The following is a 20,606-nucleotide window of genomic DNA, read 5'->3' as shown; positions in this document are numbered from 1 at the left end:
AGAGAGGCATAAAACGTGGAAAAAGAATTTTTCGATGTATTTCCCAACTTAAAAGTGAATGATCAGCTGCAGGAATGGCTTGAGATGGTTACTGTTTCGAGAGTGGCATGCAATCCGGCGAAAACCAGACTGTGGGTGTATATCCACAGTGAGCGCTGGATTCATAAGAAATATATCATGGCGCTGGAAAATCAGATTGAACGACAGTTTTTTGCAGGGCTGGAAATGCAGGTGACAGTGATCGAACGGTTCCATTTGTCCAAACAGTATTCACCGGCGAATTTTCTGGATGTTTACCGTTCCAGCATGGAAATAGAGCTGAAGAACTATAATATGCTTGAGTACAATCTGTTTAAACGTTCGCAGATTAGTTTTCCGTCTGACGAACAGATGGATCTGACACTTCCAGATTCTGTAATTTCCAGAGAAAAAAGTGAGATTCTTGTAGAATATCTGCAGAAAGTCTTCTGTGAGCGTTGTGGCATGAACCTTAAGATCAATCTGCAGTTTGTTGAAGCAGAAGAAAGCAAATACCGTAAGAATGCAGCTCTGCAGATCCGACAGGAAGTTGCAAACGTATTAAAACATGCAAAACTGACTCCGGAAGAGGTGCAGGAAGAAAAGACGGAAGAGGCCGCAGAAGCCCAAAAGGACAGCCAAAAAACAGAGACAAAAGCTAAATCAGATCAGAAGCAGAAAACTTTCGAAAAGAAAGGTGCACGTGGGGATTTCCATGGCGGCTTCCGCAGGGACAGCAATCCGGACGTGGTTTATGGAAGAGATTTTGAGGGTGATACGATCGATCTGGAATCCATAACAGGTGAGATGGGCGAAGTCATTATCCGCGGTCAGGTCATGGATGTAGAGGCAAGGGAGATCCGTAACGAAAAAACGATTTTGATTTTTCCTGTGACGGATTTTACAGATTCCATTGTGATCAAGATGTTTCTTCGTAATGAACAGGTGCCGGAGATAACAGAATCTGTGAAGAAAGGGGCTTTCCTGAAATTTAAAGGTGTTACGACAATCGACAGATTTGACAGTGAACTTACTGTCGGTTCGATTTCCGGAATTAAAAAGATTGCTGACTTCCGCAGTACGAGAATGGATACCAGCCCGCAGAAACGTGTGGAACTGCACTGTCATACAAAGATGAGCGATATGGATGGTGTTACCACTGCAAAAGATCTGGTCAAAAGAGCGTACGAGTGGGGGCATAAGGCAATCGCAATCACGGATCATGGTGTTGTACAGGCCTTCCCTGAGGCGAATCACTGTTTTGATGCATGGGGCGGGTGTGTACCGAAGGAATCCGATTTCAAAGTTCTTTACGGAATGGAAGCTTATCTGGTAGATGACCTGAAAGGTATTGTGACCAACAGTAAAGGACAGTTGATAGATGGAAAATTTGTTGTATTTGACATCGAGACGACAGGTTTCTCACCGCTGACCTGTCAGATCATTGAAATTGGTGCGGTCCGTGTGGAAAACGGGGTGATCACAGATCGTTTTTCAACATTTGTAAATCCGAAAGTACCGATTCCATACAGAATCGAGCAGCTGACAAGTATCAATGATTCAATGGTCATGGATGCACCGGATATTCAGACGATACTTCCACAGTTCCTGGAATTTTGTGAGGGTGCTGTCATGGTGGCGCATAATGCAGATTTTGATATGAGTTTTATCATTGAAAACTGCAAGAGACAGGGGCTTCCACAGGAGTATACATATGTCGATACAGTCGGTATGGCGCGTTTTCTTCTGCCAGCGCTGAACCGTTTTAAACTGGATACAGTTGCCAAAGCAGTTGGCGTATCTCTGGATCATCACCACAGGGCAGTGGATGATGCAGCATGTACGGCAGAAATTTTTGTACGATTTGTGGAAATGCTGAAAGAGCGCGATATTTATGATGTGGATGCACTGAATCAGCAGGGAAATGTTTCGGTCAATACGATAAAGAAGCTGCCAACTTACCATGCAATTATTCTTGCAAGAAATGAGACCGGGCGAATTAATCTGTATAAGCTTGTCAGCCAGTCGCACCTGAAATATTATCGCCGTCGTCCGCGTGTACCGAAAAGTCTTTTTCTCGAACACAGGGATGGGCTTCTGATCGGAAGTGCTTGTGAGGCGGGAGAACTGTATCAGGCAATTCTTCGAAATGCACCGGAACCGGAGATTGCAAGACTTGTTAATTTCTACGATTATCTGGAAATCCAGCCGCTCGGAAACAATGCATTTATGCTGGCAGATGAAAAGAACGACCGTATTCAGTCCAATGAAGACCTGATCGAGATCAACAAAAAAATCGTCAAGCTGGGTGACCAGTTCAAGAAGCCGGTCGTTGCGACCTGTGATGTGCATTTTATGGATCCGGAGGATGAGATCTACCGCCGTATCATCATGGCTGGAAATGGTTTTTCTGATGCGGATAACCAGGCACCTCTCTATCTTCGTACTACCGAGGAAATGCTGGAAGAGTTTTCCTATCTTGGAAGCGAAAAAGCAGAAGAAGTCGTTATTACAAATACAAACAAAATCGCAGATATGATCGAGAAGATTTCACCAATTCATCCGGATAAATATCCTCCGGTCATTGAAAACTCTGATCAGGATCTGAAGGATATCTGTTTTAATAAAGCACATGAGATGTATGGAGAAGTACTTCCGCAGATTGTAGAAGACCGACTGAATAAAGAACTTCACTCTATTATTTCCAACGGTTATGCGGTTATGTATATCATTGCGCAGAAACTGGTGTGGAAATCCAATGAGGATGGATATCTGGTAGGTTCCCGAGGATCTGTAGGATCTTCGCTTGCAGCAACGATGTCCGGTATTACGGAAGTAAATCCGCTGCCGCCACATTATCTTTGTCCGAATTGCAAATACAGTGATTTTGATTCACCGGAGGTGAAAAAATTTGGTGGTATGGCAGGTTGTGATATGCCGGACCGTATCTGCCCGAAGTGCGGAACAAAGATGAACAAAGAAGGCTTCGATATTCCTTTTGAAACATTCCTTGGTTTCAAAGGTGATAAAGAGCCTGATATTGACCTGAACTTCTCCGGTGAATATCAGGCAAATGCCCATCGTTATACAGAGGTTATTTTTGGAAAGGGTCAGACATTCAAGGCAGGAACCATCGGTACACTTGCGGAAAAAACAGCGTTTGGTTATGTGAAAAACTACTACGAAGAACGTGGACAGCACAAACGTTACTGTGAGATCAACCGTATCGTACAGGGATGTACCGGTATCCGAAGAACGACCGGACAGCATCCGGGCGGTATCATTGTTCTTCCTGTTGGTGAGGAGATTGAGAAATTTACACCGGTGCAGCATCCGGCAAATGACGAAAACAGTGATATCATCACGACACATTTTGATTATCATTCCATTGACGGAAACCTTCTGAAACTTGATATTCTCGGACACGATGATCCGACAATGATCCGTATGCTGGAGGATCTTACCGGCTTAAGTGCCAGAGATGTTCCTCTGGACAGCAAAGAAGTTATGTCTTTGTTTGCAGGTACGGAGGCATTGGGAATAAAACCGGAAAATATCGGCGGCTGTAAGCTTGGCTGCCTTGGTGTGCCGGAGTTTGGTACGGATTTTGCGATGCAGATGCTGATTGATACAAAGCCAAAGTATTTTTCTGACCTTGTACGTATTGCCGGTCTGTCTCATGGTACGGACGTATGGCTTGGCAATGCACAGACCTTGATCGAAGAGGGAAAAGCAACGATTTCCACCGCAATCTGTACACGAGATGACATCATGATCTACCTCATCAGTATGGGCGTAGAGAGCAGTCTTGCGTTCACTATCATGGAGGCCGTCCGTAAAGGAAAGGGACTTCGTGATGAGTGGGAAGCAACTATGAGAGAACATAATGTACCGGAATGGTATATTTGGTCCTGTAAAAAAATTAAGTACATGTTCCCGAAGGCACATGCTGCGGCATACGTTATGATGGCATGGCGTATTGCCTGGTTCAAGGTGTTTAAACCGCTGGCATATTATGCGGCATTTTTCAGTATCCGGGCAACGGCATTTTCTTATGAGACAATGTGTATGGGTCGTGAGCGTCTGGACTTTTATCTGGCAGAATTGCGTAAAAAGGGTGATGCAGCATCAAAGAAAGAACAGGATACTATCAAAGATATGCGAATCGTACAGGAAATGTATGCGCGTGGTCTGGAGTTTATGCCGATCGACCTTTACCGCGCAAAGGCAAACCGTTTTCAGATCATAGATGGGAAACTGATGCCGGCACTGAACTGTATTGAAGGTATGGGAGATAAGGCTGCCGAGGCCGTGGTAGATGCGGCAAAGCAGGGAAAATTCCTGTCAAAGGATGACTTCCGTGACAGGACAAAAGTCAGCAAAACAGTCATCGACCTTATGGATGATATGGGATTGTTTGGAGATATTCCGCAGTCGAACCAGTTTTCACTGTTCGACGGGGTAATTGCATGATCCTACATATATAAAAGTCATGTAGTAAGTTTGTATTACTGATTGGAATGTGGTATATGTTAACATGGCAAAAAGGAGAAGAACATGAAAAAAGAGGAATTGAGATATTTACAGAGACTTGCGGAACTGTACCCGACGATCGGGAAGGCTTCTACGGAGATCATCAATCTTCAATCGATTTTAAATCTTCCGAAAGGCACGGAGCATTTTATGTCGGATCTGCATGGCGAATACGAAGCGTTTTCACACGTGCTCCGAAATGGCTCCGGTGCAGTCCGAAAGAAAATAGATGATGTATTTGGGCATACCCTGAGCAACAGCGATAAGAAAGCGCTGGCAACTTTGATCTACTATCCAAAAGAAAAAATACAGCTGGTCAAAAAAACAGAAGATGATATGGAAAACTGGTACAAGATTACATTGTACCGACTGATCGAAGTCTGCAAGACGACGGCATCGAAATATACACGATCCAAGGTACGTAAAGCCCTGCCGCCGGATTATGCTTATGTGATCGAGGAACTGATCACGGAAAAGGCGGAGGTTCTTGATAAAGAAGCGTATTATGATTCAATTGTAAATACGATCATTCAGATCGGACGTGCAGAGAATTTTATCATTGCACTTGCAGAATTGATCCAGCGTCTTGTTGTGGATCATCTTCATATTCTCGGGGATATTTTTGACCGTGGACCGGGACCGCATTTTATTATGGACCGTCTGATGAAATATCACTCCCTTGATATCCAGTGGGGAAATCATGATGTTGTATGGATGGGAGCAGCTGTGGGACAGCGGGCATGCATTGCGACGGTACTTCGCAACAGCATTCGTTATGGCAATCTTGACATTCTTGAGGACGGTTATGGAATCAATATGCTGCCGCTTGCAACCTTTTCCATGGAAGTTTACAAAGATGATCCGTGCAGTGCTTTTGAGATGAAAGGTACTTCTAATTATAATGCACTGGAAAAAGAACTCGGCCAGAAGATGCACAAAGCGATTTCTATCATTCAGTTCAAGCTGGAGGGACAGCTTATCCGAAGACACAGGGAATTCCATATGGAAGACCGTTGTCTGCTTCACAGGATCGATCCGGTGAAGGGAACTGTGACGCTTCCGGACGGAAAGGAATATCCGATGCTGGATACAGAATTCCCGACGATTGACTGGAAACATCCATATGAGCTGACAGCAGGAGAGCGTGATGTGATAGAACGTATGGAAACAGCTTTCCGCAACTGCGAAAAACTTCAGAAACATATGCGCCTGCTTCTGGATAAAGGCGGCCTGTACAAGATATATAATGGAAATCTGCTTTTCCATGGATGTATTCCGTTGAACGAGGATGGAAGCCTGAAAGAAATCCAGATTTACGGAAAGAAATACAAAGGGCGTGAACTGTATGACATACTTGAGACTTATGTAAGAAGAGCATTTTTTGCAGTGGACAGTATGGAACAGCGAAAAGGGATGGATATTCTCTGGTTTATCTGGGCAAGTCCGTCGTCACCATTATTTGGCAAGGATAAGATGACCACATTTGAGAGATATTTTATAGCAGATAAAGAAACACACAAAGAGACGAAAGGTGCATACTATCATCTGCTTGAAGATGAAAAAGTAGTGGATACGCTGCTTCAGGAATTCGACCTTTCTCCGGAGCACGGACATATTATCAATGGTCACGTACCGGTACATCAGGGAGAGGGAGAAAGCCCGGTAAAATGCAATGGCAAGGTGATCGTTATTGACGGCGGCTTCTGCAAGGCATATCAGAAGGTGACCGGAATTGCAGGTTATACTCTGATTTACAACTCTTACGGGCTGATCTTAAGTGCACATGAACCGTTTACATCCAAGGAAGATGCCGTTTCAAAAGAAAGCGACATCGTATCAAACAGAGTGTCCGTACATTATACGTCAAAGAGACGCCTGGTGGGTGACACTGATACCGGAAAGGCACTGCGGGAGCGTATTGAAGAACTTATGCAGCTTTTGGATGCATATCGTAAGGGATACATAAAAGAAAAGAAATAGACAGAAATAAGAAACACAACAGGTAAGACTGAAACAGAGGTGGTACCAATGAGAAGAAAAAACAGGCTGAAAATGCTGCTGATTATCCTGATATCGATCTTTATTATGTTTGCGGCAGCGGCACTTCTTCTGGCAAGCTTTCAGAGAAGTGCGAGAGAAGCGAAGCAAAAAAAGGAAGCAATTGAAAATGCGGCAAAACTGACACCAACGGCAGAGCCTACAGCGATACCGTCTCCAAGTCCGACGCCGAGACCAACGGCTACACCTACTCCGGTTCCGGAGCAGAGAGTTACGTTTAATCCGGATAATTTCTGGGATTACTGGTACAGTACAGATGGCCTTGTAACAATCAATATTTACAATATCAGTCAGGATACCGTATCATTTAGTTTTTATCAGACGGATGCAGGACAGACACAGGCAGTATCTGCGGATATAACTGCAGAAGTTGCCGGCAATGCAGCGGCGTTTTCCTTCGGTGATTCAGCGGGAAACTCAGCGTCAGGTAATCTGACATTTGATAATGGGCAGCTTTATCTGAGAGTGACTACAGCAGAGCCGGTATCTTCCGTGTATCCGAATGTAAGCTGTATCATGAGCAGAAATCAGGTCGTGATCAACCCGCCGGAACCGACGGCTACACCGACACCTTCAGAAGAGCAGCCACAGGTCACCGCGGAGAGTGGGGAATATTTCTTCCCGGAGAGTAGCAGCCGTTATCTTACAGATGAAGAAATTTCCAACTATACCTCAGATCAGTTGGAGCTTGCAAAAAATGAGATTTATGCGCGTCATGGAAGACAGTTCGTGACGGATTATATTGCGGACTATTTTAACAGCAAATCCTGGTATCAGGGAACGATAGATCCGGAGACTTTTGATGCAGAACAGGGTTCTGTTTTTAATGAGTATGAAATCGCAAATATTAATAAAATCCAGCAGTGGGAAGATCAAAAAGCAAGTGAAGGAAACTGAGAAATTTTGATTTTATAATGAAAAAGAGGAAGCAATCCAATCGGGATGGCTTCCTCTTTTTTTCGTTGATGAAACAGAAATGACTATTTTACAGGTGCTTTGTTGTCGGTACGACCTACAAGATAATCAATCGTTGTGTCATAATAGTCAGCAAGGCGGATGAGCATTTCAATCGGAATGCCACGTGAGCCTGTTTCATAATGAGAATAGGAACGCTGACTGATATGCAGAATTTCACCAAGCTGTCGCTGAGAAAGGTCAGAATCTACACGAAGATCCTGAATACGTTGAAACTTCATAAGCTCACCTCCTGTTTTTTTGCAATTATAAAACAGACCGAAATGTGCTATTGCGTTTGGGAGCAAAATGGACTATAATGAAATGAAATACAGAGGGCTTATATACAAATTCTATCTATCTTTTTTGCCGCTCTTATTTATGGAGGGCTAAAATCTTTAAAATCCCATGAGTGATATAACAAAATACAGATTTATATGAGGTTCATTGAGAAGAAAATGCAAATCGGGAGCATTTACAGACAGAAAGGAGATTTATGTTTGCAAGTGTTTTTTCAGCAGCCATTTCAGGAATGGAAGTTCATCTCATAAAGGTTGAAGCAGATGTAAGTGACGGACTTCCTTCCTTCACTATGGTCGGTCTGCCGTCGACTCAGGTAAAAGAAGCACAGGATCGGGTACGTACAGCCCTTAAGAATAACGGAATCGCGCTTCCACCCAAGAGGATCACCGTTAATCTGGCACCGGCGGATATCAGGAAGGAGGGCGCAGGTTTTGATCTTCCACTGGCAGCGGCTGTACTTGCGGCTGCCGGCGTGCTTTCAGCAGCACAGTTGGGAAATGTAATGATGGCGGGAGAAATCGGATTGAATGGAGAAATCCATGCGGTATCTGGAATCCTGCCGATGATCATTCGGGCAAGGGAAGAAAAGTGTCGTTTCTGTGTAGTTCCGTATGATAATCTGAGGGAAGCACATCTGATCCCTGATATGAAAGTGATCGGTGTATCTAATCTGCAGGAGATGCTCCGCTATGTTGGTGCACCGGATTCTTATAAAAAGGCAGTGGAGACCAAAAGAAAAGAGAAACAGGAAAATGCAGTGGATTTTTGTGAGATCCATGGACAGGAAAGTCTGAAAAGAGCAGTCGAGATTGCTGTCAGTGGATTTCATAATCTTCTGATGATCGGTCCGCCGGGAGCCGGTAAGACGATGATCGCCAGGCGAATTCCGGGAATCATGCCGGAGCTTACAGTAGAAGAAGGACTGGAACTGACGAAAATTTACAGTATTGCCGGATTACTGCCGGCAGAAGACCCACTGATCCGGATACGTCCTTTCCGAAGTCCGCACCATACCTGTTCTGCACAGGCACTGGCAGGCGGCGGAAGGAATCCACGTCCGGGAGAAATCACGTTGGCACACAGAGGGGTACTGTTCCTTGATGAGATGCCGGAGTTTTCCAGAAGAAGCCTGGAAATCCTGCGTCAGCCACTGGAAGATAAGGTGATCCATATTTCGCGTGTTTATGGAACGTATGATTTTCCGGCACATTTTATGTTGTGTGCAGCAATGAACCCATGTCCCTGTGGATATTATCCGGATATGAACCGATGCAGATGTACACCGGCACAGGTAGGGCAATATCTAGGGAAACTCAGCCAGCCGCTTCTGGACAGACTGGATCTCTGTGCAGATGTTTCACCGGTAGATTTCGATGGGATGAGCAATGGAAAGATTGGCGAAAACACGAAACAGATACGTATGCGGGTAGAAGCAGCACAGCAGATACAGAAAGAACGCTTTAAGGATGAGAAGATTCAGTTTAACGGAGAAATGAGCGGAAAGCAGGTCGAAAAATTCTGCCATCTGGATGATTCGGCAGGCAGGCTTCTTAAGATGGCATTTCAGCATATGCCGTTCAGTGTGAGAGCGTATCACAGGATTTTGAAGGTGGCACGTACGATTGCAGATATGGAGGCTTCGGAGAATATCAATAAAGAACATTTAGGGGAAGCTTTATCGTATCGTTCCTTTGACAAAAAATACTGGAACTGAAAAATGATTAAAAACATTCAGAATAAAAATCAGGTAAAAGAGATAATGTATAGAGGAGATATTTATATGGAAGAAACTCAAAAAATGCCAATCAGGGAAGTAGGGGCGAAGGATAAAGAATATCCGGAAAAATTGCGTCAGTATACTGGAATGCCGGAGAAGTTATATATCAGAGGTAACTTTCCGGATCCGGAAAAACCGACAGCAGCGATTGTCGGTGCGCGGGCGGCAACTCCTTACGGGCGTATACAGGCATTTCGGTATGCGAGATACTTAAGTGAGGCGGGAGTACAGGTCATTAGTGGGATGGCTTACGGAATCGACACGGAGGCACATAAAGGGGCTCTGGAAGGAAGAGGAGGAACCTGGGCTGTTCTTGGAAACGGACCTGATATCTGCTATCCGTCAGGCAACAGAGGGCTGTATCAACGTATCCTGCGTACAGGTGGAGGAATCATCAGCGAGCAGACACCGGGGACAAAAGCACGAAATTATTTTTTTCCGGCAAGAAACCGGATTATCAGTGGACTGGCAGATCTTGTTCTGATCGTAGAGGCATGTGAAAAGAGTGGTTCCCTGATAACGGCACAGTGGGCCCTGGATCAGGGCAAGGCAGTTTTTGCTGTACCGGGACCGGTCAATGAGGAGAGAAGTATGGGATGTCATAAACTGATCTATGATGGTGCAGGAATTGCTTACACACCGGAAATCCTGCTCCGTGAGATGGGAATAGAGTATGAAAATCCTGTTAAAATAAAGACAAAAAATGACTTAGGGCTTGCAACCGATTTGAAATTGGTGTATAGTTGTCTCGATTTACGACCAAAATCTATGGATTTTTTGATTCAGAAAACAGGACTTCCGCCGGAAAAAATCGGCAGTCTTTTGCTGGAACTGACATTGTCAGGACTGGCACTTGAAGTCGGCAGACACTACTACGTAAAGACAACATAACAATGGGTGACGATGATTTTCCCGGAAGTTTTTATGAATAATGGATAAGTAGGAGAGATAGCATGGCGAAATATCTGGTGATAGTAGAGTCACCTGCGAAAGTAAAAACTATAAAGAAATTTCTGGGAAGTAACTATGATGTACAGGCATCCAACGGACATGTGCGGGATTTTCCCAAAAGCCAGTTCGGTATTGATGTAGAGAATGATTTTGAACCGAAATACATCACGATCAGAGGAAAAGGCGAACTTCTGGCAAATCTCAGAAAGGCTGCCAAAAAAGCAGATAAGATTTATCTCGCAACTGACCCTGACCGTGAGGGAGAAGCAATTTCCTGGCATCTGATGCAGGCACTGAAAGAAGATCCGTCTAAAATGCGCCGAATCTCCTTCAATGAGATTACAAAGACTGCAGTAAAAGCTTCAATCAAGCAGCCACGCGATCTGGATCTGAATCTTGTGGATGCACAGCAGGCGAGAAGAATGCTTGACCGAATGGTAGGTTATACGATCAGCCCGCTTCTGTGGGTAAAGGTCAAAAGAGGATTAAGTGCAGGCCGTGTACAGTCGGTTGCACTGCGTATTATCTGTGACAGAGAAGAGGAGATTAATTCATTTATTCCGGAAGAATACTGGAGTCTTGACGGCGAGTTCAAGATAAAGGGAGAGAAGAAACCTCTGCAGGCTAAATTCTACGGTACGGATAAGAAGCTTCCGGTCCATAACAGAGCAGAGATGGATAAAATACTGAAAGCACTGGAAAATGCGGAGTATGAGATCACAGAAGTTAAAAAGGGTGAGCGTACCAAGAATGCACCGCTTCCGTTTACGACCAGTACTCTGCAGCAGGAGGCTGCCAAGACGTTAAACTTTTCCACTCAGAAAACTATGCGTCTGGCACAGCAGTTGTATGAAGGTGTGGACATCAAGGGCAGTGGTACTGTTGGTCTGATCAGTTATCTGCGTACCGATTCCACGCGAATCTCACAGGAAGCAGATCAGGCAGCAAGAGAGTATATTGAAGCGCAGTATGGAGACGACTATGTTTCCACTACAGGTAAGACTGTCAAGAAGGAACAGAAGATTCAGGATGCGCATGAGGCAATCCGACCAACCGATATTACCAGACTTCCGGCAATGATCAAAGAGTCTTTGTCCAGAGATCAGTTCCGCCTGTATCAGCTTATCTGGAAACGTTTTACTGCCAGCCGCATGTCAGCAGCGAAATATGAGACAACATCTGTAAAAATCGGAGCAGGAGAATATACCTTTACAGTTGCGGCTTCAAAGATTGTATTTGATGGTTTTATGTCTGTGTATGTGCAGGAAGAAGATAATCAGAAAGGCAATGTATTAAGCCAGAGCCTCGAAAAAGGCATGAAACTGGAACTGACAGAATTAAAGCCGGAACAGCATTTCACACAGCCGCCGGCACATTATACGGAAGCATCTCTGGTAAAAGCGCTGGAAGAGCAGGGAATCGGACGTCCGAGTACGTATGCGCCGACGATCACAACGATCATCAGCCGTCGTTATGTGTCTAAAGAACAGAAAAATCTCTACGTGACAGAACTCGGAGAAGTTGTCAATAATATTATGAAACAGGCTTTCCCGAGTATTGTAGATGTTCGTTTTACTGCGATGATGGAAGGACTGCTTGACTGCGTGGAAGAAGGCACGGTTCAGTGGAAGACAGTTGTGCGTAACTTCTATCCGGATCTGAAGCGAGATGTTGACGCGGCAGAAAAGGAACTGGAAAAGGTTGAGATTCAGGATGAAGTCAGTGATGAGGTATGCGATGTCTGTGGACGTAACATGGTCATCAAATATGGACCTCATGGAAGATTTCTTGCGTGCCCGGGATTTCCGGAGTGCAGAAACACCAAGCCATATTATGAAAAGATTGGTGTGGCATGTCCGAAGTGCGGTAAGGATGTCGTGTTGAAAAAGACTCAGAAGGGACGTAAATATTACGGTTGCATTGACAATCCGGAATGCGATTTCATGTCATGGCAGAAGCCATCGGCAAAGAAATGTCCGAAGTGTGGAAGCTATATGGTCGAAAAAGGAAATAAGATTGTCTGCAGTGAGACAACTTGCGGTTATGTGGAGCAAAAGTCTAAAGAAGACTAAATATACAAATTTTCTGAAAATGCGGACAAAATCGAAAAAAATATAAAAATATCTTGTGTTTTCGCTATAAAACGTGTAAAATTAAAACATAAAGACAGAAACATCGAGAAAACATGAGAAGGAGGCCGTAATGAGCGTTCAGTTGTTGGATAAAACCAGAAAAATTAATAAACTTTTGCACAACAGCAGTTCCAGTAAAGTTGTGTTTAATGATATCTGTCAGGTTCTGATGGAAACTTTAAGCTCTAACATTCTGGTGCTCAGCAAAAAGGGTAAAGTGCTTGGAATCAGTCTGTGTCCGGGTGTCGAAGAAATCACTGAACTGATCGAGGACAACGTAGGCGGACATATTGATTCCCTGTTGAATGAACGTTTTCTGGGCGTATTATCTACAAAAGAAAATGTAAATCTTCAGACACTTGGCTTTGAACATGTAAACAGCAGCTGCTATGGTATCATCAATCCAATCGATATCGCGGGAGAACGTCTGGGAACTGTATTTATGTACAGAAATGACAGACCATATGATATAGAGGATATCATTGTCAGTGAATATGGCACGACCGTTGTCGGTCTGGAAATGATGCGTGCAGTCCATGAAGAAAATGCAGAAGAGGATCGTAAGCAGCAGGTCGTTAAATCCGCATTTAATACGCTGTCATTCTCCGAGCTGGAGGCAATTATTCATATTTTTGATGAGCTTGATGGTGAGGAAGGTATTCTGGTTGCAAGCAAGATTGCAGACCGTGTGGGTATTACGAGATCAGTTATTGTCAATGCACTTCGGAAGTTTGAAAGTGCCGGAGTTATCGAATCTCGTTCCTCCGGAATGAAGGGTACGTACATTAAAGTATTGAATGAAGTGATCTTTGATGAACTGGAAGAGATTAAGGCACAGAGGAATAAAAAATCTTCATAAATGAATATAGTCGTACAAAAAGCAAAAGCCTTTCCCATTTTGGGAGAGGTTTTTCTTTGCTTAAAATAAGAAAGTGAGAAAACAAGAGAAAATAAGAGAAAATAAAAGAATATAAATAAAAACCTATTGATTTATGACTGTAAAAAGAGTTGCACAAAATCACGAATTTCAATAATATAGGGACAGTGATTAGCACTCAAGCGAAATGAGTGCTAGTAATAAAAAGGCAACAATAAAGGAGGACATAGATCATGAAATTAGTACCTTTAGGTGACAGAGTTGTATTAAAACAGTTAGAAGCAGAAGAAACAACAAAATCCGGTATCGTACTTCCGGGACAGGCACAGGAAAAACCACAGCAGGCAGAAGTTATCGCTGTAGGACCTGGTGGAGTAGTTGAAGGCAAAGAAGTGAAGATGGAAGTTGCTGTAGGAAACAAAGTTATCTATTCCAAATATGCAGGAACAGAAGTAAAACTTGACGGTGAAGAATACATTATCGTAAAACAGAGCGACATTCTGGCAATTGTAGAATAGTAGTAAGCATTCAGTAGGTAGTATCCCGCGAGGTGATTTGGCATGTTTTGGCCAAAAGCCCGAGACATACAAGGCAAAATGCTATCACCGAAGGTGAATTGGAATGCATTTTGACTCGTAACTGAGAGGGTACTGAACAGTTATGAATAATATTCAGGAGGACAGTCATCATGGCAAAAGAAATTAAATTCGGCGCAGAAGCAAGAGCTGCACTTGAAGCTGGTGTAAACAAACTTGCAGATACAGTAAGAGTAACAATCGGACCAAAAGGAAGAAACGTAGTACTTGACAAACAGTTTGGTGCTCCGCTTATCACAAACGATGGTGTTACAATCGCAAAAGAAATCGAACTGGAAGACGGATTCGAAAATATGGGTGCACAGCTTATCAAAGAAGTTGCATCCAAAACAAATGACGTAGCAGGTGATGGTACTACTACAGCTACTGTACTTGCGCAGGCAATGGTTCATGAAGGAATGAAGAACCTGGCAGCAGGTGCAAATCCGATCATCCTGAGAAAAGGAATGAAAAAAGCAACAGATACTGCTGTAGATGCAATCAAAGAGATGAGCCAGAAAATCAGTGGAAAAGCTCAGATTGCAAACGTTGCTTCTATCTCTGCAAGTGATGAAGAAGTCGGACAGTTAGTTGCAGATGCAATGGAAAAAGTGTCCAACGACGGTGTTATCACAGTAGAAGAATCCAAGACCATGCATACAGAGCTTGATCTTGTAGAAGGTATGCAGTTTGACCGTGGATATATTTCCGCATATATGTCCACAGATATGGAAAAAATGGAAGCAAACCTTGAAGATCCATACATCCTGATCACTGACAAAAAGATCAGTAACATTCAGGAAATTCTTCCGTTACTGGAGCAGGTTGTTCAGGCCGGTGCAAAACTTCTCATCATCGCTGAAGATGTAGAAGGTGAAGCACTTACAACTCTGATTGTAAACAAATTAAGAGGAACATTCCAGGTAGTAGCTGTTAAGGCTCCGGGATATGGTGACAGAAGAAAAGAAATGCTTCAGGATATCGCAATCCTGACAGGCGGTCAGGTAATTTCCGAAGAACTGGGTCTGGAACTCAAAGAAGCTACAATGGCTCAGCTTGGACGTGCAAAATCCGTTAAAGTTGCAAAAGAAAACACAGTTATCGTTGATGGACTTGGTGACAAGAAAGCAATCGAAGATCGTGTTGCTCAGATCCGTAAACAGATCGAAGAAACAAAATCTGAATTTGATAAAGAAAAATTACAGGAAAGACTTGCAAAACTGGCAGGTGGCGTAGCTGTTATCCGTGTTGGGGCTGCAACTGAAACTGAGATGAAAGAAGCAAAACTTCGTCTGGAAGATGCTCTTGCAGCTACAAGAGCAGCAGTAGAAGAAGGAATCATCGCAGGTGGCGGATCTGCATACATCCATGCATCTAAAAAAGTTGCTGAGCTTGCCACAACTCTGGAAGGTGATGAGAAGACTGGTGCGAACATCATTCTCAAAGCTCTGGAAGCTCCGTTATTCCACATTTCTGCAAACGCAGGACTGGAAGGCTCCGTTATCATCAACAAAGTAAGAGAATCCGAACCGGGCATTGGTTTCGATGCTCTGAATGAGAAATATGTAGATATGGTAGGTGCTGGTATCCTTGACCCGGTTAAGGTTACAAGAAGTGCTCTTCAGAACGCAACAAGTGTTGCTTCTACACTCCTGACTACAGAGTCTGTAGTTGCCACAATCAAAGAAGATACTCCGGCTATGCCGGCAGGTGCTCCGGGAATGGGCGGCATGATGTAAATAAAGTACAAAAATTAAGGGATTGGCGTCATAGACGCTGATCCCTTTTTGTGATAAAATTATTTAAAATACCTTTAAGGAGAAGATGATATGAGTGACCTTTATTCAGAATTTCTGGTGAAGAAAGAATCGACAGCAAAGGATACAATAGTTAAGTACGGGTTGATCGTGCTGACCATTCTTGCGGCAGGAGCCGGGCTGTTTATCAGTCCATTGCTTCTGGTTCTGGCAATTGCGCTGGGAGTTGCATGTTATTTTGTGATTCCGCGGACGGATCTGGAGTATGAGTATCTTTTTGTAAACGGGGAATTTGACATTGACATGGTTATGGCAAAGTCCAAACGTAAAAAAGTGATGTCTGTGAATCTGTCAGAAGCAGATCTGATCGCTCCGCTGAATTCCCACAAAATGGATTATTACAACGGAAACAGCCGCATGAAAACACTGGATTATTCTTCGGGAAATCCGGAACACAAACGCTTTGCAATCATCATGAAAGCCGGTGGGGAGAACAGCCGGATCATCATTGAGCCGGATGATGAGATGGCAAAAGCTATCAAAAATTCAGCTCCGAGCAAAGTTTTTTTGGATTGACACCTCAGTTCTTTTTTGTTACACTTTGAATCAAAATCAAAACAACATAATACAAGGGAGGAAATGCAATGGGTACAATTATCGGTGAAGGCATTACATTTGATGACGTCCTGTTAGTTCCGGCATATTCAAAAGTAATTCCGAATCAGGTAGATGTTACAACACACTTAACGAAAAAAATCAAGCTGAACATTCCTATGATGAGTGCAGGAATGGACACAGTTACTGAGCATAGAATGGCAATTGCAATGGCCAGACAGGGCGGTATCGGTATCATTCATAAAAATATGTCCATTGAAGCACAGGCTGAGGAAGTAGATAAGGTAAAACGTTCTGAGAACGGTGTTATTACTGATCCATTCTTTTTATCCGCAGATCATACACTTGAAGATGCCAACAATCTGATGGCAAAATTCCGTATTTCAGGTGTGCCGATCACAGAAGGCAAGAAACTGGTAGGTATTATTACCAACCGAGATCTGAAATTCGAAACTGATTTCACAAAGAAAATCGGAGAATGCATGACTTCTGAGGGACTGATTACAGCCAAAGAAGGAATCACACTTGAAGAGGCAAAGAAAATCCTTGCCAAATCCCGTAAAGAAAAATTACCCATTGTAGATGACGATTTTAATTTAAAAGGTCTGATTACGATTAAAGATATCGAAAAACAGATCAAATATCCTCTTGCAGCAAAAGATGAGCAGGGACGTCTGCTCTGCGGTGCAGCTGTTGGTATTACATCCAACGTGCTTGCACGTGTAGATGCTCTAGTAAAAGCAAATGTTGACGTAATCGTAGTAGATTCTGCGCATGGTCATTCCGAAAACATTCTCCGTGCCGTACGCCAGATCAAGGATGCATATCCGGATCTTCAGGTAATTGCAGGTAATGTTGCAACCGGTGCAGCTACAAAGGCACTGATTGATGCTGGCGTAGATGCGGTTAAGGTTGGTATCGGACCTGGTTCTATCTGTACCACACGTGTAGTTGCAGGTATTGGTGTTCCACAGATCACAGCAGTTATGGATTGTTATGAAGTGGCAAACCGCTACGGTATTCCGGTCATCGCAGATGGCGGTATCAAATATTCCGGAGATATCACAAAAGCAATTGCTGCCGGAGCAAATGTCTGCATGATGGGAAGCATCTTTGCAGGATGCGATGAGAGCCCGGGAACATTCGAACTTTATCAGGGACGTAAATACAAAGTATACCGCGGTATGGGATCTATCGCAGCTATGGAAAACGGCAGTAAAGACCGTTATTTCCAGGAGAATGCGAAGAAACTTGTTCCAGAAGGTGTAGAAGGCCGTGTGGCTTACAAAGGACATCTGGAGGATACTGTATTCCAGCTTATGGGAGGTCTTCGTTCCGGTATGGGTTACTGTGGAGCAGAAGATATCGAAACACTGAAGACAACCGGCAAATTTGTAAAAATCTCCGCAGCTTCCCTGAAAGAATCTCACCCACATGATATTCATATCACAAAAGAAGCTCCAAACTACAGCGTAGACGAATAATTGTTTAAATTTTTGTTCTTGCTAAACTGAATAAATTAGTATATTATGAAGACAACGACTGCATGACTGGCGGAAGTAGGATGAACTACAGGGAGTGCAGTAAGTGAATGTGCCGACCGCCTGGGCAGCCTGATAACAGACTGACCAGGCGGTCTTTACTTTCGATTTAAAATCAAGGTGGCGCATCCGATTCTATTATGTACAAAAAAGGAGAATGATCATGGAAAAAATCTCACTGGAAAATGAACTGAAAAGCAATTCTTATCCGGGACGCGGAATTATCATCGGACGTTCTGCAGACGGAACAAAAGCAGTAACTGCTTACTTTATCATGGGAAGAAGCGAAAACAGCAGAAACCGCGTATTTGTCACAGAAGGAGAGGGTATCCGTACACAGGCGTTTGATCCTTCTAAGCTGACAGATCCGAGCCTGATCATTTATGCACCGGTGCGTGTTCTTGGAAACAAAACCATCGTGACAAATGGTGATCAGACCGATACAATTTATGAAGGGCTGGACAAACAGCTTACTTTTGAGCAGTCCTTAAGATCTCGTGAATTTGAACCGGATGGACCGAATTATACACCTCGAATTTCCGGTGTGATGCACATTGAGAATGGAAATTACAGCTATGCGATGTCCATTCTGAAAAGTGATAATGGAAATCCGGATTCCTGTCTCCGTTATACATACGCTTATGAAAAAGCAGTTGCCGGCGAAGGCCGTTTCATTCATACATACAAATGTGACGGAAATCCGCTTCCGAGCTTTGAAGGAGAACCGAAACTGGTTGATATTCCAGATGATATAGAGGCATTTACAGAACTGCTCTGGAACAGCCTGAATGAAGACAACAAAGTTTCTCTGTTTGTACGTTATATTGATATTGCAACAGGTACTTATACAACAAAGATCGTAAACAAAAACCACTAAGGAGGAACAGACGAAGATGAATGAATTACAGTTAAAATACGGATGCAACCCGAATCAGAAACCTTCCAGAATCTACATGGAGGAGGGAAAAGATCTTCCGATCAAAGTTCTGTCCGGAAAACCGGGATATATTAATTTTCTTGATGCATTTAACGGCTGGCAGCTTGTACGTGATCTTAAAAAAGCCACAGGACTTCCGGCGGCTACTTCTTTCAAACATGTTTCTCCGGCTGGAGCTTCTGTAGGACTTCCGCTTACAGAGACACTTGCAAAGATCTACTGGGTAGATGATATGAACTGGAAAGAGTTTTCTCCGCTTGCATGTGCATATGCAAGAGCAAGAGGTGCGGACAGAATGTCCTCTTTCGGTGATTTTATTTCGCTTTCGGATGTCTGTGATAAGGATACAGCAATGCTGATCAAGAGAGAAGTTTCTGATGGTGTGATCGCACCGGGATATACAGAAGAAGCACTGGAAATCCTGAAACAGAAGAAAAAAGGAAATTACAATGTGATCGAGATTGATCCTGATTATGTACCGGCACCGCTGGAACACAAACAGGTATTTGGTGTGACTTTTGAGCAGGGACGTCAGGAACTGGCAATTGACGATGAACTGATCTCCAATATCGTAACTGACAACAAAACTCTTGCAGAAGAGGCAAAACGTGATCTTAAGATTTCTTTGATTATTCTGAAATATACACAGTCCAACTCCGTATGCTTCGTAAAAGACGGTCAGGCAATCGGTGTTGGAGCCGGACAGCAGTCACGTGTACATTGTACCAGACTTGCCGGACAGAAGGCAGATAACTGGTTCCTTCGTCAGAGTCCGAAGGTGCTGAATCTTCCGTTTAAGGACGGCATCAGCAGAGCAGAGCGAGACAATGCAATCGATGTTTTCATCGGTGAGGAATATATGGATGTGCTTGCTGATGGAGAATGGGAGAGAAGATTTACTGAGAAACCAGAAGTCTTTACAAGAGAAGAAAAACGTGCATGGCTGGATCAGTTAAAAGGCGTAACACTTGGTTCTGATGCGTTCTTCCCATTCAGTGATAATATCGAGAGAGCACATAAGAGCGGTGTGGAATTTATTGCACAGCCAGGCGGATCAGTCAGAGACGACGATGTGATCGCGACATGTAATAAATATGGAATGGTGATGGCGTTTACGGGAATCAGACTGTTCCATCATTAAAGAAAAGAGTATATATTTATATTACGACCACCCGGTCATTTATGTATCTGTATGAAAACGGCTTCGAAAGTGCAGGTTTCTAAGATGTATCAATCCTGTTAAGGGCATTCCCCCAACAATACAAACTCACAGGTTCGGACAGTGTATTGTTGGGGGAGTAACACAGGATGGATACAACTAAGAAATCTGGAACTTTCTGCAGAGGTTTTCAACGAGATACATAAATGACCGGGTGGTCTGTATATAGGGGACGGGAGCAAAGCGAAGCAGTGGGAGGTATTGGTGAAGGAAATATAAGATTAAATATATAGAAGGTTGCTGATAATATAAGAAATAGGATTAACAGGGCATTGTGTAATAAAAGGTGCATTATTAAAAATAAAAAAGAATCAGGAAATTATCCTGACTCTTAAATAAAAAGAGCGATAGACGGGGCT

The 20,606-nt window shown here is 43.5% G+C and carries 14 protein-coding genes and 1 riboswitch; of the genes, 13 read left to right on the top strand and 1 reads right to left on the bottom strand.

Features of this window, described 5'->3' with window-relative positions; translation table 11 throughout:
- Positions 1–15: 15 nt before the first annotated feature.
- From DWW86_RS13350 to DWW86_RS13340, 3 genes are all read left to right on the top strand, one after another.
- Complete coding sequence (locus tag DWW86_RS13350) at positions 16–4,491, top strand: PolC-type DNA polymerase III (protein ID WP_117943660.1); 4,476 nt, start codon at positions 16–18, stop codon at positions 4,489–4,491.
- A gap of 84 nt (positions 4,492–4,575) precedes the next feature.
- The gene (locus DWW86_RS13345; protein WP_117943659.1) at positions 4,576–6,531 is read left to right on the top strand and encodes a fructose-1,6-bisphosphatase; all 1,956 of its coding nucleotides are present in this window, start codon (positions 4,576–4,578) and stop codon (positions 6,529–6,531) included.
- Between the two features lie 48 nt (positions 6,532–6,579).
- A complete protein-coding gene (locus tag DWW86_RS13340; RefSeq protein WP_072521554.1) occupies positions 6,580–7,506 on the top strand; it encodes a YARHG domain-containing protein in 927 nt (308 codons plus the stop codon).
- Positions 7,507–7,589: 83 nt separating this feature from the next.
- Here DWW86_RS13340 and DWW86_RS13335 read toward each other — a convergent pair whose 3' ends face one another.
- Positions 7,590–7,805, bottom strand: coding sequence for a helix-turn-helix domain-containing protein (locus tag DWW86_RS13335; RefSeq protein ID WP_015540854.1), 216 nt, complete (start codon positions 7,803–7,805; stop codon positions 7,590–7,592).
- 254 nt (positions 7,806–8,059) lie between these two features.
- Between DWW86_RS13335 and DWW86_RS13330 the strand changes: the two genes are divergently transcribed.
- From DWW86_RS13330 to DWW86_RS13285, 10 genes are all read left to right on the top strand, one after another.
- The gene (locus tag DWW86_RS13330; RefSeq protein ID WP_117943658.1) at positions 8,060–9,580 is read left to right on the top strand and encodes a YifB family Mg chelatase-like AAA ATPase; all 1,521 of its coding nucleotides are present in this window, start codon (positions 8,060–8,062) and stop codon (positions 9,578–9,580) included.
- 66 nt (positions 9,581–9,646) lie between these two features.
- On the top strand, positions 9,647–10,534 hold the full coding sequence (gene dprA / locus DWW86_RS13325) for a DNA-processing protein DprA (protein WP_117943657.1): 888 nt from the start codon (positions 9,647–9,649) through the stop codon (positions 10,532–10,534).
- Between the two features lie 62 nt (positions 10,535–10,596).
- The gene (topA, locus tag DWW86_RS13320) at positions 10,597–12,666 is read left to right on the top strand and encodes a type I DNA topoisomerase (RefSeq protein ID WP_072521551.1); all 2,070 of its coding nucleotides are present in this window, start codon (positions 10,597–10,599) and stop codon (positions 12,664–12,666) included.
- A gap of 130 nt (positions 12,667–12,796) precedes the next feature.
- Entirely contained in the window at positions 12,797–13,585 is a 789-nt protein-coding gene (codY, locus tag DWW86_RS13315) for a GTP-sensing pleiotropic transcriptional regulator CodY (protein ID WP_015540858.1), read from the top strand.
- Positions 13,586–13,836: 251 nt separating this feature from the next.
- Entirely contained in the window at positions 13,837–14,121 is a 285-nt protein-coding gene (gene groES, locus DWW86_RS13310) for a co-chaperone GroES (protein ID WP_015540859.1), read from the top strand.
- Between the two features lie 170 nt (positions 14,122–14,291).
- Complete coding sequence (gene groL / locus DWW86_RS13305; protein WP_015540860.1) at positions 14,292–15,917, top strand: chaperonin GroEL; 1,626 nt, start codon at positions 14,292–14,294, stop codon at positions 15,915–15,917.
- 90 nt (positions 15,918–16,007) lie between these two features.
- Positions 16,008–16,511, top strand: coding sequence for a DUF6106 family protein (locus tag DWW86_RS13300; protein WP_117943656.1), 504 nt, complete (start codon positions 16,008–16,010; stop codon positions 16,509–16,511).
- A gap of 68 nt (positions 16,512–16,579) precedes the next feature.
- Positions 16,580–18,034, top strand: a complete 1,455-nt coding sequence (guaB, locus tag DWW86_RS13295; protein ID WP_072521548.1) for an IMP dehydrogenase — start codon at positions 16,580–16,582, stop codon at positions 18,032–18,034.
- A 52-nt stretch (positions 18,035–18,086) separates the two neighbouring features.
- A riboswitch (ZMP/ZTP riboswitch) is annotated at positions 18,087–18,167 on the top strand.
- 87 nt (positions 18,168–18,254) lie between these two features.
- A complete protein-coding gene (locus DWW86_RS13290) occupies positions 18,255–18,968 on the top strand; it encodes an IMP cyclohydrolase (protein ID WP_072521547.1) in 714 nt (237 codons plus the stop codon).
- 16 nt (positions 18,969–18,984) lie between these two features.
- Entirely contained in the window at positions 18,985–20,169 is a 1,185-nt protein-coding gene (locus tag DWW86_RS13285) for a phosphoribosylaminoimidazolecarboxamide formyltransferase (protein ID WP_117943655.1), read from the top strand.
- Positions 20,170–20,606 lie beyond the last annotated feature (437 nt).

The organism is Ruminococcus sp. AF17-22AC (assembly GCF_003460065.1).
Taxonomy (GTDB): Bacteria; Bacillota; Clostridia; order Lachnospirales; family Lachnospiraceae; genus Blautia_A.
Note: the sequence above shows the minus strand (reverse complement) of the source record. Positions and strands in the feature narration are given on the sequence as shown.

Bases quoted from the DNA above. Each gene is read 5' to 3' on its own strand.
- DWW86_RS13345 (WP_117943659.1), top strand. From the start codon at position 4,576: ATGAAAAAAGAGGAATTGAGATATTTACAGAGACTTGCGGAACTGTAC.
- DWW86_RS13340 (WP_072521554.1), top strand. From the start codon at position 6,580: ATGAGAAGAAAAAACAGGCTGAAAATGCTGCTGATTATCCTGATATCG.
- DWW86_RS13335 (WP_015540854.1), bottom strand. From the start codon at position 7,805: ATGAAGTTTCAACGTATTCAGGATCTTCGTGTAGATTCTGACCTTTCT.
- DWW86_RS13330 (WP_117943658.1), top strand. From the start codon at position 8,060: ATGTTTGCAAGTGTTTTTTCAGCAGCCATTTCAGGAATGGAAGTTCAT.
- dprA (WP_117943657.1), top strand. From the start codon at position 9,647: ATGGAAGAAACTCAAAAAATGCCAATCAGGGAAGTAGGGGCGAAGGAT.
- topA (WP_072521551.1), top strand. From the start codon at position 10,597: ATGGCGAAATATCTGGTGATAGTAGAGTCACCTGCGAAAGTAAAAACT.
- codY (WP_015540858.1), top strand. From the start codon at position 12,797: ATGAGCGTTCAGTTGTTGGATAAAACCAGAAAAATTAATAAACTTTTG.
- groES (WP_015540859.1), top strand. From the start codon at position 13,837: ATGAAATTAGTACCTTTAGGTGACAGAGTTGTATTAAAACAGTTAGAA.
- groL (WP_015540860.1), top strand. From the start codon at position 14,292: ATGGCAAAAGAAATTAAATTCGGCGCAGAAGCAAGAGCTGCACTTGAA.
- DWW86_RS13300 (WP_117943656.1), top strand. From the start codon at position 16,008: ATGAGTGACCTTTATTCAGAATTTCTGGTGAAGAAAGAATCGACAGCA.
- guaB (WP_072521548.1), top strand. From the start codon at position 16,580: ATGGGTACAATTATCGGTGAAGGCATTACATTTGATGACGTCCTGTTA.
- DWW86_RS13290 (WP_072521547.1), top strand. From the start codon at position 18,255: ATGGAAAAAATCTCACTGGAAAATGAACTGAAAAGCAATTCTTATCCG.
- DWW86_RS13285 (WP_117943655.1), top strand. From the start codon at position 18,985: ATGAATGAATTACAGTTAAAATACGGATGCAACCCGAATCAGAAACCT.